This window comes from Citrobacter sp. wls718, assembly GCF_005280945.1.
Taxonomy (GTDB): domain Bacteria; phylum Pseudomonadota; class Gammaproteobacteria; order Enterobacterales; family Enterobacteriaceae; genus Citrobacter; species Citrobacter gillenii.
In genome coordinates this window covers 17,261-30,332 of sequence record NZ_SZWV01000061.1, presented here as the reverse complement: position 1 = coordinate 30,332, position 13,072 = coordinate 17,261, and the positions used below count along the sequence as shown (strand labels likewise).

Genomic DNA, 13,072 nt, shown 5'->3' with positions numbered 1-13,072 from the left:
GAAGGCAAACGGCAGGCCAAGCTGAGCGGCCAGCTGTGCGCTATACAGACTGGAGCCTAACAGCCAAACCGGGATTTGCTCTCCGTAGCCGGGAACCGGACGCACGTGGGGATTCGGGTCACGTGCGTCAAACCAGTCCACCAGTTCTGTTACGTCGCGGGGAAAGTTATCGATATCACCACTCATATGACGGCGCAGCGCGCGCATGGTTGGTTGATCGCTGCCCGGCGCTCGACCCAGACCGAGGTCAATACGTCCCGGATACAGCGTATTCAGCGTGCCGAACTGTTCGGCAATCACTAGCGGGGAATGGTTGGGTAACATCACGCCGCCAGAACCCAGATGCAGGGTTGTGGTATTGGCCGCCAGATAACCGATGAGCACCGAGGTTGCCGCACTGGCGATGCCGGTCATATTGTGATGTTCAGCCAGCCAGTAGCGATGGTAGCCGCGCTTTTCCGCCAGTTGGGCGAGATCACGAGAGTGCGAGAAGGCCTGCTTTGCGCTGGATCCTTCAGGGATCGGCGCTAGATCGAGCACCGAGAACGGAATGGTTTTGTCAGTCATAACGGCTCACTTTGTTACCGGTTAATCTTTTAATATTGCATTAAAGACTAGCGATTGTTGTTAACAAAGTGAGCTATTAATCACATCTGCAGTTCCAGGCCTGCCAGTCGTTTCCAGTAGCCGTTGCAGTCACTGTGGGTGGCAAGCGGTAACGGGGCACCACCATTCTCGTTGGCACGGAAGGCATCCAGCATGGCGAATGTCTCGGTTCCCAACGGGGACAGGCGCACAATATCAACCAGCCCCTGCATGGACGCCAGCTCATTACCGAGGTTGTAGACGTAGCCGCTCATGGTCTGAATACCGTTGAGGACAAACACTTGCTGATTCTCCTGCGACAGGACATCACGCCCGTTGGGATACTTGATGCAGCAGGTTTCGCACTCGTCTTTAGGCTTATCTTCGGAGCGTGCGGTGAAGCAGCGGGCAGAGTAGGCCAGCGGCAAATGCCCGTAGCTCAGTACTTCGGTTTCAAACTGGTCGCGAATACCCAGTTCGTCACACTGGATAAGCAGGTTCACCAGCCAATCACGTGACAGCTCAACCGGCATACACCAGCGCACCATGCCCTGCTTGAGCAGAATACGCAGCGTTACGGCGTTGTAGCAGTTGAGTGCGTGCCCGGCCACGAACGGCAGCTTACGTTCGGCGCACATATTGACCACGCCGAGATCGCTGGCTTCCAGCAGGAAGTCACCGTTTTCTACATAGCGTTTCAACTCACCCAACTCAGATGACGCCTGCACCAGTGCCAGCGTGGACAGGACCACCTGCTTACCGCTCCCGGCGAGGGACTTCGCCATGTCGATCCAGTCACCCACTTTGGTCGCCCGGCGCTTGCTGCACACTGCTTCGCCAAGATAGATAACGTCGGCATGGCTGGTGGCTGCCTGCTGATAAAAGTCTTCCAGCGTCTCTTTCGACCAGTAGTAGAGCACCGGTCCTAAGGAATATTTCATTGCTTTTCTCACTGCCATTTACGGTGATACGCGCCAAGTGTGGTCTGCGTGCCTTCGGACATAGAGCCGAGCGTTTCCATCCAGGCGCTTTGCGGAACGAAGTTTTGCGGATCTGCTTTGCAGCGGTCGATCGCCTGACGCCACACTTTCGCCACCTGGCTGACATAGGCCGGGCTACGCTGACGCCCCTCGATTTTCACCGAGGCAATATTGGCGGCCAGCAGGTCAGGTAGCAGTTCTAAGGTATTGAGGCTGGTGGGCTCCTCCAGCGCATGATAGCGCTCGCCATCCACCAAATAACGCCCTTTACACAGCGTGGGATATCCGGCGTTTTCACCATCCTGGTAACGGTCAATCAGCACTTCGTTCAGGCGAGATTCCAGCCCCTGCGCGGTCTGCTGCCAGCGTACAAAGCGGGCAGGGGAACACGCGCCGACGGTATTGGGGGATTCGCCCGTCAGATAAGACGAAAGATAGCAGCGGCCTTCCGCCATAATGCACAGGCTGCCGAAGGCAAACACTTCCAAAGGAACCGGTGTTACGCGCGCGAGTTGTTTCACCTGATGAATCGACAGCACGCGCGGCAGCACCACACGCGCGACGTCAAAGTTACGGTGATAGAAATTTACCGCTTCTTCATTGGTTGCCGATGCCTGAACAGAGACATGGCGCTCAATATGCGGGTAGCGTTCTGCGGCATACTCAAGCATGGCGAGATCGGCGAGGATCAGTGCATCCGCGCCCAGTTGTGCCGCCATATCCACGGCACGCTGCCAGCGAGCGTACCCATCCGGGTGGGCAAAGGTGTTAATCGCGATGTGCAGCTTACGGCGATGTTGATGGACGAAACTCACCGCTTCCTGCAATTTTTTCTCGGTAAAATTAAGGCCGGCGAAATGACGGGCGTTGGTATCATCTTTTAGCCCGATGTACACAGCATCAGCGCCGTTCTCGATGGCCGCCTTAAGCGCCGGGAGATTTCCGGCAGGGCACAGCAGCTCCATAATTTATCCTGAAAGTTACGCCGCCTGGGCGCAAAAATGTTAACGAAGAGGGATTTTAGTTAACCTTGCTGAGACAATTTTTGATTTGAGGCAGTTAAAGTCGTATTGGTATCACCAATAAAGAGGTAACAATTTCGTATCGAATTGTTGATTTATGCCGCTATGTCGTTTATTTGATATGGCAAAATAGCCGGACTATAGAAACAGGGAGTAAAGCTCGTGTTGGATAAACTGCGTTCACGCTTAGTACATTTTGGTCCTTCTCTGATGAGTGTACCGGTTAAACTGACGCCCTTTACGCTCAAGCGCCAGGTACTGGAACAGGTTCTGAGCTGGCAATTTCGCCAGGCGCTGGCCGACGGGGAACTGGAGTTTCTCGACGGTCGCTGGTTGAGCATAAATGTTCGTGATATTGGCCTCAGATGGTATACCTCTGTTGAGAACGACAAACTTATCGTCAGTCAGAACGCAGACGCTGATGTGAGTTTTAGCGCAGACGCCAGCGATTTATTGATGATTGCGGCGCGTAAGCAGGATCCGGATACGCTTTTCTTCCAGCGTCGCCTGGTGATTGAAGGCGATACAGAATTAGGGCTACATGTGAAAAATCTGATGGACGCCATTGAACTGGAGCAGATGCCGAAAGCATTACGCGTTATGCTGCTGCAACTGGCGGACTTTGTTGAGGCGGGTATGAAACATTCGCCAGAAACCAAACAGACCTCGGTAGGTGAACCATGCTGATTCGAGTTGAAATTCCCATTGATGCCCCAGGTATTGATGCGCTGCTGCGTCGTTCCTTTGAAAGCGATGCGGAAGCGAAGTTAGTGCACGACCTGCGTGAAGACGGTTTTCTGACGCTGGGTCTGGTTGCCACCGACGACGAAGGTCAGGTGGTCGGCTACGTCGCGTTCAGTCCTGTTGATGTGCAAGGTGAAGATCTGCAATGGGTCGGTATGGCTCCGTTAGCGGTAGATGAAAACTACCGTGGGCAGGGCCTGGCGCGTCAGCTGGTCTATGAGGGACTGGATTCACTGAACGAGTTTGGGTACGCCGCGGTGGTCACGCTGGGCGATCCGGCACTGTACAGTCGCTTTGGCTTTGAGCTGGCAGCCCACCACGATCTACACTGCCGCTGGCCGGGCACCGAAAGCGCGTTCCAGGTGCATCGCCTGGCAGAAGATGCGCTGGAGGGCGTGTCTGGTCTGGTGGAATACCACGAGCACTTCAATCGCTTTTAAGCACCGGGGCTTGTAGGCTACTCAGCAATGCCTCAAGCCCTTCACCTTCTACAAGGCGTTCTTTCTGACGCTTTGTGAGCTGCTTGACTCGATATTCCAGACGCAGGGCCAGCGAACGATCGCCGACCTGCGCGGCAAATGCCAGAGTTAACTCTCCCTTCCCACGCAAGGCTTTCGCGCCTTTTCCGCTTTGATGTTGCTTATAGCGGCGCTGCACATCGGTGGTTATTCCGGTGTACAGGGCGTTGTCTGCGGTACGGATCAGGTACAGATACCAGGGTGTCATTGTCACCATCGACGTGATAATTTTCAGGCCTACAGTATAAAAGAGAACAGAAATGGAAACACTGACTGCGGTGACGCGCTGGCTGGCAAAACAGCACGTCGTGACCTGGTGTGTGCATCATGACGGTGAACTGTGGTGCGCCAATGCGTTTTATCTGTTTGATGCGCAGAAGGTTGCCTTCTATGTGCTCACCGAAGATAAAACTCGCCATGCCCAGATGTCCGGCCCATGCGCGTCCGTTGCCGGGACGGTAAACGGTCAACCCAAAACGGTCGCGCTGATCCGTGGCGTCCAGTTTAAAGGCGAAATCAGGCGTCTGGAGGGGCAGGAGAGCGACGACGCGCGTAAAGCGTATAATCGTCGCTTCCCCGTCGCCAGAATGCTGTCTGCACCCGTGTGGGAGATTCGTCTTGATGAAATCAAGTTCACTGACAACACGCTGGGCTTTGGTAAAAAGCTGCTCTGGCTACGTGATCTATAGTTAGAGGAATGATTGAAGGGAAAGGATAAGCGATGAGCCAGGTGTTAATAACCGGAGCCACGGGTCTGGTGGGCGGACATTTATTGCGGATGCTACTGAACGAGCCCCGGGTCCATGCGATTACGGCTCCAACGCGCCGCCCGCTCGCCGATACGGTTGGCGTCTTTAACCCTCACGATCCGCAGTTGACCGATGCGCTGGCACAGGTCACCGATCCAGTCGACATCGTTTTTTGCTGTCTGGGAACCACCCGACGTGAAGCGGGCAGTAAAGAGGCCTTTATCCACGCTGATTATACGCTGGTGGTAGATACCGCCCTGACGGGGCGTCGTCTGGGGGCTCAGCATATGCTGGTAGTGAGTTCGATGGGGGCCAATGCGCACTCGCCATTTTTCTACAATCGGGTTAAAGGTGAGATGGAAGAGGCGCTGATTGCGCAGAAATGGCCCCGGCTGACGATTGTACGGCCTTCGATGTTGCTGGGTGACAGGGAACAACATCGAGCGAATGAAAAGCTCTTTGCGCCATTATTCAAGCTGCTACCGGGGAACTGGAAATCTATTGAGGCACGTGATGTCGCACGGGCAATGCTGGTGGAGGCACTTGCGCCAGGACATGAAGGGGTTTCGATCCTGACCTCGTCCGAGCTGCGCGAAAGGGCTAAATAAAATGCCGGATGGCGCTGACGCTTATTCGGCCTACAAACGATGAAGTCCTGTAGGCCGGATAAGACGCCCAGGCGTCGCCATCCGGCATCTGTAGCAGTATTACTTAATAAATGTAAACGCGGTCGTGACGCGTTTCACGCCGCTGACCCGGCTGGCGATATCCGCCGCAGCCTTCGCTTCACGGTCGGTAACCAGACCCAGCAGGAAGACTTCCCCGTTCTCGGTGGTCACTTTAACGTTGGATGATTTTACCTGATCGCTGGTGAGCAGCTGGGAGCGCACTTTGGTGGTGATCCAGGTATCGTTGGAGGCTTCACCCAGGCCGATTGGCTGACCCTGACGGACTTCGTTAAACACTTCCGTCGTGCCTTCTACACCCATTGCAATCTGTTTCGCCCGCGCAGACAACTCGCTGTTAGGAGACTGCCCCACCAGTAGCACTTTACCCTGATAGGCGCTGACGTTGATGCGCGCTTCTTTCTTGATCTGGGCATCTTTTGATAACGCGGTACTGACGCGTAATTCCAGGGTTCCATCATCTACCTGGGTGCCGACGCTGCGAGGGTCAGTTGCGGCTTTCGTTCCGACAGCTGCCGTTCCGACAACGGCGGCAGCGACACAGCCTTGCAACAGCAGCGCAGAAAGAACCACTGCGAGCGGCGAAAATGCCTTCATGTGTACTCCTTAATCATCCTGGTGAGGGAAAAGCGTGTTATCGATAAGATCGCAAAGGCAGTTCACCGTCAGCATATGCATTTCCTGAATGCGTGCGCTGTGGTGTGAGGGAATGCGGATTTCGACATCCTGCGGCCCTAATAATCCGGCCAGCTCTCCCCCGTCATAACCGGTCAGAGCGACGATCGTCATGTCGCGGGTGACGGCAGCTTCAACGGCTTTAACGATATCGCGACTGTTGCCACGCGTAGAAATTGCCAACAGAACATCACCTGCATGTCCCAGCGCACGGACTTGTTTTGCATAAACTTCGTCGTGCAGGCGATCGTTGGCAATCGCAGTTAAGACCACATTATCAGTATTTAGTGCAATAGCAGGTAAACTGGGCCGTTCTGTTTCAAAACGGTTGATCATACTGGCAGCAAAATGCTGTGCGTTGGCAGCGGATGTCCCATTACCACAACAGAGAATTTTGTTGCCATTGAGCAGGGATTGAACCAGCGTCATGGCTGCACGGGAAATCGCATCCGGGAGCGCTTCAGCCGCAGCAATCTGAGTTTGAATGCTTTCTGTAAAGCAGACTTTAATTCTGTCTAACACGCTAATCCTTAAATCTTCAATTATGAGTGGTCGTTAAAGGCATCCTTTAACCACTCAACATCATTTCCGGTGAAGGCTAACACATCGAACCGACAATCCACAGTATCAAAACTCCCATTGTGGCGCGCAAGCCACAAGCGGGCGGTGTGTAATAATTTCTGTTGTTTGCTGCGGGTCACACTCGCCGCCGCCCCGCCAAAAAGAGCGGAACGACGAAAACGGACTTCAACAAAGACGGTGGTCTTGCCTTCACGCATTATCAGGTCGATTTCGCCGCCGCGTTCGCGCACGTTGGCGGCGATAAAACGCAGTCCTTTGCCCTCCAGCCAGCAACGCGCGGTGGCTTCCCACGCGTCACCGGTCTGTTTACTCGTTAACTGGCGGGGACGACCTGTCCTTGCTGGTATTTGAGCCATGATAACTTCCTGTTAATCACACAATCCGGCGTGGCGGTTAATGCGCCAGTGTTGCCGTTAATTTCAAAGCCCTGCACCTGACGCATTTGCGTGAAGTGGTTAGCCAGCGACCACGCATCGACGCCCATGGCGTACATGCGTGCCAGCGAGTAATCGTTGTGCACGGCGCTAAGCGCCTGCTGCATGAGCGGTTCGTTACCGCCGGCCAGCATCGGAATTTCACTGTACTGCAAGCCTTCCATTTCCAGGCGGAAGTCAGGACCAGCAGTACCCTGTGCGCTACGGGAGCTGGCATACAGCGTGGCACCGCTTTGGCTGCCGTTACGCATGGCGATCATCGGCTTAATAAAGGCGATCTCTTCCGGCGTGGCCAGAATATACACGGCGTCAACACGACCGCTACCACCGGTGATTTGCGCATCGGTCGGCGGAGCCGGGATGGTGAGTCCACCAATCGTGACGCCAGGCTGTGCTGGTGTAGAGGAGACGACCGGGCTGCCCGTCAGGGCAATCCCTGCACCACCGTTGACGCCCATTCTCAGTTCTGCTGTAGAGCCGAATTTCTGTTGCAACACCACGCCGCCGCCAAGTTTTTGCCATTCCTGTGCAAAGGCGTTGGCCACGCGATCGCCTAACGCGCTACGCGGCGTTAACAGCAGCGGGGTTTGTTTTCCCTGATCGCGGATGTGACGTGCGGCATCGCGCGCTTCATCTTCCGGTGACAGCGCGAAGTAGCACACATTCGCCAGGTTCTGCACGGCTTCAGGCTGATTAAGCGCCAGTACGTTCAGCGGCGTGCTGCTCTTCATCAGTTCTTCAACATTGTTCTTCAACAGAGGGCCGACAACAATGCTGGCACCATCCTGCTGCACCTGGGCCAGGATCTGATTCAGCGGCTGTGACGAGGTGTCATAAATTTTCAGCTCTGCGGAAGGATTCGCCGGGGCGCTGGCCGTCGTTGGCTGAGTTGGTGCTGTTTGCGGCGCGCTAACCGGTGTGGCTGGCTGTGCTGGCGCATCGTTGGTCAGATCGCTCACCGAGGCCTGGGAAGGGCTAGCCACGCCGTCGACTGACTGCGGTTGTGCAACGGGCGTGGTGGCGTCCGTGACGGCTGCAGGGGCTGCGGCGACAGGGGTTGATACTGGTTGCGTGCCATTGTTTTTCGCTGCTTCAAAACCCTGCTGAATAGTGCGACCAAAAACAGCGGCCTGACCGTTCAGCGGCAGTAGCAGGGCTATCTTGCTGGTGGACGCTGGCTTATAGCTCTGGACGTTAACCAACTGCGTGGGCAGTAATTTTGCCCCCGGGTTTTGCGGATAGCGTTTTTGCCAGTCGGCAATGCCGGCCTTCATCATGTCGGCATCGCTACGGTTATCAAACCAGACGCGCTGGAGATCCAGCCAGCCTTGCAGAACATTTTCATCAGCGTTGATGACCAGCGCCTGCGCCTGCTCTGGTGTCATTGACGAGAGTGTTTGCCAGGTCGCATCGATGTTTTTCTGCTTATCGTTGGCGGCCAACAGCGGCTCTTGAGCGATTAGCGCACGCAGCAGCGTTAACGATGGACGCCCCTGGCTGGCATCAATTTGTGCCTGCCAGTAACGCGCCTGTTGGTTCTGATCGAAATCGGCTGGTTTTAGCTTCTCCAGCAGGACCTGCGCACCCGCGACATCTTTCTGCGCAAGTTTGATCTCAACGGCCAGCAGGGATTGTTCACGACGCTGGGCATCGTTCAGGTTCTGCGGCAATTGGTTGAACAGATCGACAGACTGCTGGCTCTTACCTTCTTTCAGCAGTGCACGAATGGCGAGTAATTGCCAGTTGGTCTTGCTATCATCTGAGCTTTGCTGCATCTGTTGCAGATAAAAGCCGGAATCAGCTTGTGCTGTGCCCTGCATATGGGCTGCACTCTGGTCTGGCGTCTGGGTGCCACAACCGGCGAAAATCAATGCTGCCAGAATGACTGGCAGAGCGCGCGCGGCTTTCATACGAGAAAATGTTGAGGGTACCATACTGTATCCAGTGATATTTTTTACGCAATGCTCAATATTAAATCGGCAATACGGACGACACAATGAAACAACACGAATCGGCGGATAATTCTCAAGGCCAACTCTTTATTGTACCTACTCCTATCGGAAATTTGGCTGATATTACCCAACGAGCGCTCGAAGTTTTACAAGCCGTTGATTTAATTGCCGCTGAAGACACCCGTCATACCGGATTATTATTACAACACTTCGCGATTAGCGCCCGTATGTTTGCGTTACACGATCACAATGAGCAACAAAAAGCCCAAATGCTGGTGGCGAAGCTCAAGGAGGGCCAGAACATCGCGCTGGTTTCCGATGCCGGAACGCCGCTAATTAACGATCCTGGCTATCACCTGGTGCGTACCTGTCGTGAGGCGGGTATTCGAGTTGTGCCGCTACCGGGTCCTTGCGCGGCCATCGCCGCATTAAGTGCTGCTGGCCTGCCATCTGACCGTTTTTGCTACGAAGGCTTTTTGCCCGCCAAATCCAAAGGCCGTCGCGATGCAATGAAGGCCATTGAAGCGGAACCTCGTACACTGATTTTTTATGAGTCCACCCACCGTCTGCTCGACAGCCTGGAAGACATGGTCGCCGTATGGGGAGAGTCGCGTTATGTGGTGCTGGCGCGCGAGCTGACTAAAACCTGGGAAACCATTCACGGCGCCCCGGTCGGCGAATTGCTGGCGTGGGTAAAAGAAGATGAAAACCGCCGTAAAGGCGAAATGGTGCTGATTGTTGAGGGCCATAAAGCGCAGGACGACGATCTCCCGGCCGATGCCTTGCGGACGCTGGCGCTGTTACAGGCAGAACTGCCGCTGAAAAAGGCCGCCGCACTGGCTGCTGAAATCCACGGCGTGAAAAAGAATGCGCTGTATAAGTACGCCCTGGAACAGCAGGGGGAGTAAGCGTGAGTGGCTACCAACCTCCCTTTGCCATCACCCCATTGATACTCAATCAGGTCATTGAGATTGGTGAGCTTATGGGATATTGGGCGGTTGTGGCTGGCAGGGCATCTCCTCTTTTGCGCAAAGAGAACCGCATCCGTACTATTCAGGCCTCTTTAGCGATTGAGCATAATTCGTTGAGTGCAGATCAGGTCACTGCCCTGATGGATGGCAAGCGAATACTGGCTCCGGCAAAAGATATACAGGAAGTCAGGAATGCGATTCTGGCATATGAAAAAATGTCAGAATGGAAGAGTCATCAGTTATCCGATCTTCTCCGGGCCCATGAGATTCTTATGATGGGACTGGTCGATAACCCCGGGCGGTTGCGCTCCGGGAATGTCGGTGTTTACAGAGAAAAAAAGCTCATCCATATGGCCCCCCCGGCATCACAAATTTCGCGTTTGATAGATGAGCTACTGGGCTGGTTAAAAACAACCGAGCTCCATCCCCTGATAGCCGGGGCTATTTTCCATTATGAGTTTGAGTTTATTCATCCTTTTGCCGATGGTAATGGTCGGATGGGACGGCTGTGGCAGACATTGATTCTGAGTGAATGGCGAGCAGAACTGGCGTGGCTACCGGTGGAAACGCTGATCCACCTCCAGCAGGAGCGTTATTACCAAGTGTTAGGGCTGTGCGATCGGCAAAGTAGTTGCACGCCATTTATAGAATTTATTCTGGAAAATATTATCTCTGCTTTGCAAGACGGGTTGGGAAAATCATCAGCCCTGTCGGAAGAAATGTCGGAAGAAATGTCGCCTGATTTACTGGATATAGAAAAACGCATACTGCATATTTTGTCGCGTCAGCCTGCACGAACTGCCAAAAGCCTTGCCGATGAGTGTGAAATCTCAGCCCGAACCATTGAACGCTATCTGAAAGCGTTGCAGCAGAAAGGCAAACTGCAACGCGTTGGTGCGAAGAAGGGAGGTTTCTGGCGGGTTTGTACGCTGTGATTTATTTGATGCAAGCGCTATCTGAAGTTAATCAGACCGCGCTTTTGAATCATTCACTAAAAAGAGATGAATGTTATGATAATTCGCGGGCAGGCATTAATCTGTTTGCCGATCCGCAGACATTAATTTTACTGCGTACCACTTCTTTCATGGCATCCATACCGACACGCATGTAGTAACGGGGATCGTTACCCTGTGGATTTTCTGCAAACCAGGCTTTGACCGCATCGGCAAAGGCGATTTTCAGTTCGGTGGCGACGTTGACCTTACACACCCCCAGCTCAATGGTGCGGCGGACATATTCATCAGGTACATCGCTTGCGCCATGCAATACCAGTGGGATATCGACCACTTCACGAATTTCTGCCAGACGCTGGAAATCAATTTTCGGGGTTTTGGTATAGAGACCGTGCGCGGTGCCGATAGCGACGGCGAGACTGTCTACACCAGTACGTTCGACAAAACGTTTTGCTTCCTGAGGATCTGTCAGGAAAGCGCTTTCTGCATCCACGCTCATGTCATCTTCAACGCCACCCAGACGACCCAATTCAGCTTCAACGCTGCAATCTTTGGCGTGGCAAAAATCCACAACGGATTTCACCAGCTTCACGTTTTCTTCGAACGGGAAGTGGCTGCCGTCAATCATCGCGCTACGCACTCCAGCGTTCACCTTACGACGGATATCGTCCAGCGATTCGTGATGGTCAAGATGCAGTGCCAGAGGCATGTCATAGGTTGTGGAGTAGGCGTTGCATAGCGCGTAGATCTCTTCTAACGCAATATGCTTAAAGGTGCCTGGTGTTCCGGCGAGGATCACCGGCGATCGCATTTCATTACAGACTTCGAGGATAGCCTGGATCGTTTCGGCATTGTGGATGTTAAACGCAGGTACGGCATAGCCCTTTGCCTGGGCATCCTGCAGGAGGTATTTCGTAGAAATAATGCTCATGATGCGATCCTTTTAGCCGTTCCAGGAATGAATAACAACGCCCTGAACGACGCGGTTGACTGTACCGCTGGCAGAAGGCGTATCCGGTGTATTGCCGATACTGATGGATTGCGTCAGTGCGAACACCTGGGCATACATCAGGAAGCAGAAAGCGAGCTCCATATCGATAAAAGTGCGTGAAGGTGGCAATAGAATATGTGGACCGGCTTCAATAATGGCATCGGTCTCTGCGGCAATGGCCACAACGCGCAGTGCCTGTTGATCACGACGTAACTCTGCCAGCAGATCGAGATCGTACTGACGTGTATAGGGATGGCTGGAGACAAACACCACGACCAGCGTTTCGTTATCGACCAGTGATTTAGGACCATGGCGAAAACCGGTTGGCGAGTCATAGAATGCGGCCAGTTTACCCGCCGTGAGTTCCAAAACTTTCAACGCTGATTCACGTGCGGCACCTTGTAATCCACCGCTGCCGAGGTAAACGATCCGTTTCCACGGTTCGTTACCAAACACGCCGTGGCTAAAATCGCCCAGTGACGTCAGGATCGCCTGACAGCGATCGGCCACGTCGCGGAATGTCTGGCTGTTGATTTTCTCTGGAACAAATACCGCCAGACAACTGGCCATCATAGTGGTGATACTGCTGGTCATCGCGAAACCGCGATCGTGCGTTTCTGCAGGCATGAGCAGTGCAAACGCGTTATCGCTATCGGCCGCGTTTTGGTACAGGCTGCCCGCTTCGTTACAGGTGATTGAGAGGTGATAGCATTCAGGGATAAACTGATTCGCCAGCTCAACTGCTGCAACACTTTCCGGGCTGTTACCCGACCGGGCAAAAGAGACCAACAGCAGCGGATGCGCTGGTGCCAAATAATCCATTGGATTGGTGACCAGATCGGTTGTCGGGATGGCGCTGATGTTCTTTCCGGTGTGGCTGGCGAGCCATGGGGCAATAATGTCACCGATAAACGCGGAGGTTCCCGCTCCCGTCAGTACGATCCGCAGATCGCTTTTACGCAACAAGGGTGCGAGAAAACTGTCGATGGAGGATCGGATTTTTTCGATATTGCTGAGTGAGCGGATCCAACTGGCGGGCTGCTGGCGAATTTCTTCTTCTGTCCAGGTGCCCGTTATCGCGCGAACAGGGGTGTAGGTTTCTGGCATAACTCAGTCCTTAGTCGTGTGAATTCCACATCAGACGCTGGCAAACTTGTCGCTATCTTTCGTTTCGTTTCACTTGTACATGTAATCAGTTGAATTAAATGTATAGAAAAGAAATTGAAAGTT

The 13,072-nt window shown here is 53.8% G+C and carries 16 protein-coding genes; 6 read left to right on the top strand and 10 right to left on the bottom strand.

Annotation, left to right across the window (positions count from 1 at the left end):
- The 3 genes from FDW95_RS23785 to FDW95_RS12145 form a co-directional block, all read right to left on the bottom strand.
- A partial coding sequence (locus tag FDW95_RS23785; RefSeq protein WP_249359066.1) for an MsnO8 family LLM class oxidoreductase occupies nucleotides 1–567 on the bottom strand: 567 nt, incomplete at its 3' end.
- 80 nt (nucleotides 568–647) lie between these two features.
- Nucleotides 648–1,526, bottom strand: a complete 879-nt coding sequence (locus FDW95_RS12150; RefSeq protein WP_115257400.1) for a U32 family peptidase — start codon at nucleotides 1,524–1,526, stop codon at nucleotides 648–650.
- Between the two features lie 8 nt (nucleotides 1,527–1,534).
- Nucleotides 1,535–2,530: a peptidase U32 family protein gene (locus FDW95_RS12145; RefSeq protein ID WP_096755542.1), complete on the bottom strand. Its 996-nt coding sequence runs from the start codon at nucleotides 2,528–2,530 to the stop codon at nucleotides 1,535–1,537.
- A 219-nt stretch (nucleotides 2,531–2,749) separates the two neighbouring features.
- Here FDW95_RS12145 and FDW95_RS12140 point away from each other — a divergent pair, with 219 nt between their 5' ends.
- Together FDW95_RS12140 and FDW95_RS12135 are read left to right on the top strand one after the other, a co-directional pair.
- Nucleotides 2,750–3,274 carry an SCP2 domain-containing protein gene (locus FDW95_RS12140; RefSeq protein ID WP_115257401.1) on the top strand — a complete coding sequence of 175 codons (525 nt, stop codon included), beginning with the start codon at nucleotides 2,750–2,752 and terminating at the stop codon, nucleotides 3,272–3,274.
- Complete coding sequence (locus FDW95_RS12135) at nucleotides 3,268–3,771, top strand: N-acetyltransferase (protein WP_115257402.1); 504 nt, start codon at nucleotides 3,268–3,270, stop codon at nucleotides 3,769–3,771. Before FDW95_RS12140 ends, FDW95_RS12135 begins: the two co-directional genes overlap by 7 nt.
- Here FDW95_RS12135 and FDW95_RS12130 read toward each other — a convergent pair.
- A complete protein-coding gene (locus tag FDW95_RS12130; RefSeq protein WP_115257403.1) occupies nucleotides 3,758–4,057 on the bottom strand; it encodes a GIY-YIG nuclease family protein in 300 nt (99 codons plus the stop codon). The two genes, FDW95_RS12135 and FDW95_RS12130, sit on opposite strands and share 14 nt — an antisense overlap.
- 52 nt (nucleotides 4,058–4,109) lie before the next feature.
- Here FDW95_RS12130 and FDW95_RS12125 point away from each other — a divergent pair, with 52 nt between their 5' ends.
- Nucleotides 4,110–4,538, top strand: coding sequence for a YhbP family protein (locus tag FDW95_RS12125; RefSeq protein ID WP_115257404.1), 429 nt, complete (start codon nucleotides 4,110–4,112; stop codon nucleotides 4,536–4,538).
- Between the two features lie 32 nt (nucleotides 4,539–4,570).
- Nucleotides 4,571–5,206 carry an NAD(P)H-binding protein gene (locus FDW95_RS12120; protein WP_115257405.1) on the top strand — a complete coding sequence of 212 codons (636 nt, stop codon included), beginning with the start codon at nucleotides 4,571–4,573 and terminating at the stop codon, nucleotides 5,204–5,206.
- Between the two features lie 99 nt (nucleotides 5,207–5,305).
- Here the strand turns inward: FDW95_RS12120 and dolP are convergent, their stop codons facing one another.
- The 4 genes from dolP to FDW95_RS12100 are packed head-to-tail and all read right to left on the bottom strand — an operon-like array spanning nucleotide 5,306 to nucleotide 8,909.
- A complete protein-coding gene (gene dolP / locus FDW95_RS12115; protein WP_115257406.1) occupies nucleotides 5,306–5,881 on the bottom strand; it encodes a division/outer membrane stress-associated lipid-binding lipoprotein in 576 nt (191 codons plus the stop codon).
- A 9-nt stretch (nucleotides 5,882–5,890) separates the two neighbouring features.
- Entirely contained in the window at nucleotides 5,891–6,481 is a 591-nt protein-coding gene (diaA, locus tag FDW95_RS12110) for a DnaA initiator-associating protein DiaA (protein WP_048213380.1), read from the bottom strand.
- 20 nt (nucleotides 6,482–6,501) lie between these two features.
- A complete protein-coding gene (locus tag FDW95_RS12105) occupies nucleotides 6,502–6,897 on the bottom strand; it encodes a YraN family protein (RefSeq protein ID WP_096755549.1) in 396 nt (131 codons plus the stop codon).
- Complete coding sequence (locus FDW95_RS12100) at nucleotides 6,855–8,909, bottom strand: penicillin-binding protein activator (RefSeq protein WP_115257407.1); 2,055 nt, start codon at nucleotides 8,907–8,909, stop codon at nucleotides 6,855–6,857. Before FDW95_RS12100 ends, FDW95_RS12105 begins: the two co-directional genes overlap by 43 nt.
- 62 nt (nucleotides 8,910–8,971) lie before the next feature.
- Here FDW95_RS12100 and rsmI point away from each other — a divergent pair, with 62 nt between their 5' ends.
- Both rsmI and FDW95_RS12090 read left to right on the top strand, forming a co-directional pair.
- Nucleotides 8,972–9,835, top strand: a complete 864-nt coding sequence (rsmI, locus tag FDW95_RS12095; RefSeq protein ID WP_115257408.1) for a 16S rRNA (cytidine(1402)-2'-O)-methyltransferase — start codon at nucleotides 8,972–8,974, stop codon at nucleotides 9,833–9,835.
- A gap of 2 nt (nucleotides 9,836–9,837) precedes the next feature.
- Nucleotides 9,838–10,833, top strand: coding sequence for a Fic family protein (locus tag FDW95_RS12090; protein WP_137363513.1), 996 nt, complete (start codon nucleotides 9,838–9,840; stop codon nucleotides 10,831–10,833).
- 73 nt (nucleotides 10,834–10,906) lie between these two features.
- On the opposite strand, the gene kbaY is transcribed toward FDW95_RS12090, so the two are convergent.
- Nucleotides 10,907–11,782 carry a tagatose-bisphosphate aldolase subunit KbaY gene (gene kbaY / locus FDW95_RS12085; RefSeq protein WP_115257410.1) on the bottom strand — a complete coding sequence of 292 codons (876 nt, stop codon included), beginning with the start codon at nucleotides 11,780–11,782 and terminating at the stop codon, nucleotides 10,907–10,909.
- A 12-nt stretch (nucleotides 11,783–11,794) separates the two neighbouring features.
- Nucleotides 11,795–12,949 carry an AgaS family sugar isomerase gene (locus tag FDW95_RS12080; protein ID WP_115257411.1) on the bottom strand — a complete coding sequence of 385 codons (1,155 nt, stop codon included), beginning with the start codon at nucleotides 12,947–12,949 and terminating at the stop codon, nucleotides 11,795–11,797.
- Between the last annotated feature and the right edge of the window lie 123 nt (nucleotides 12,950–13,072).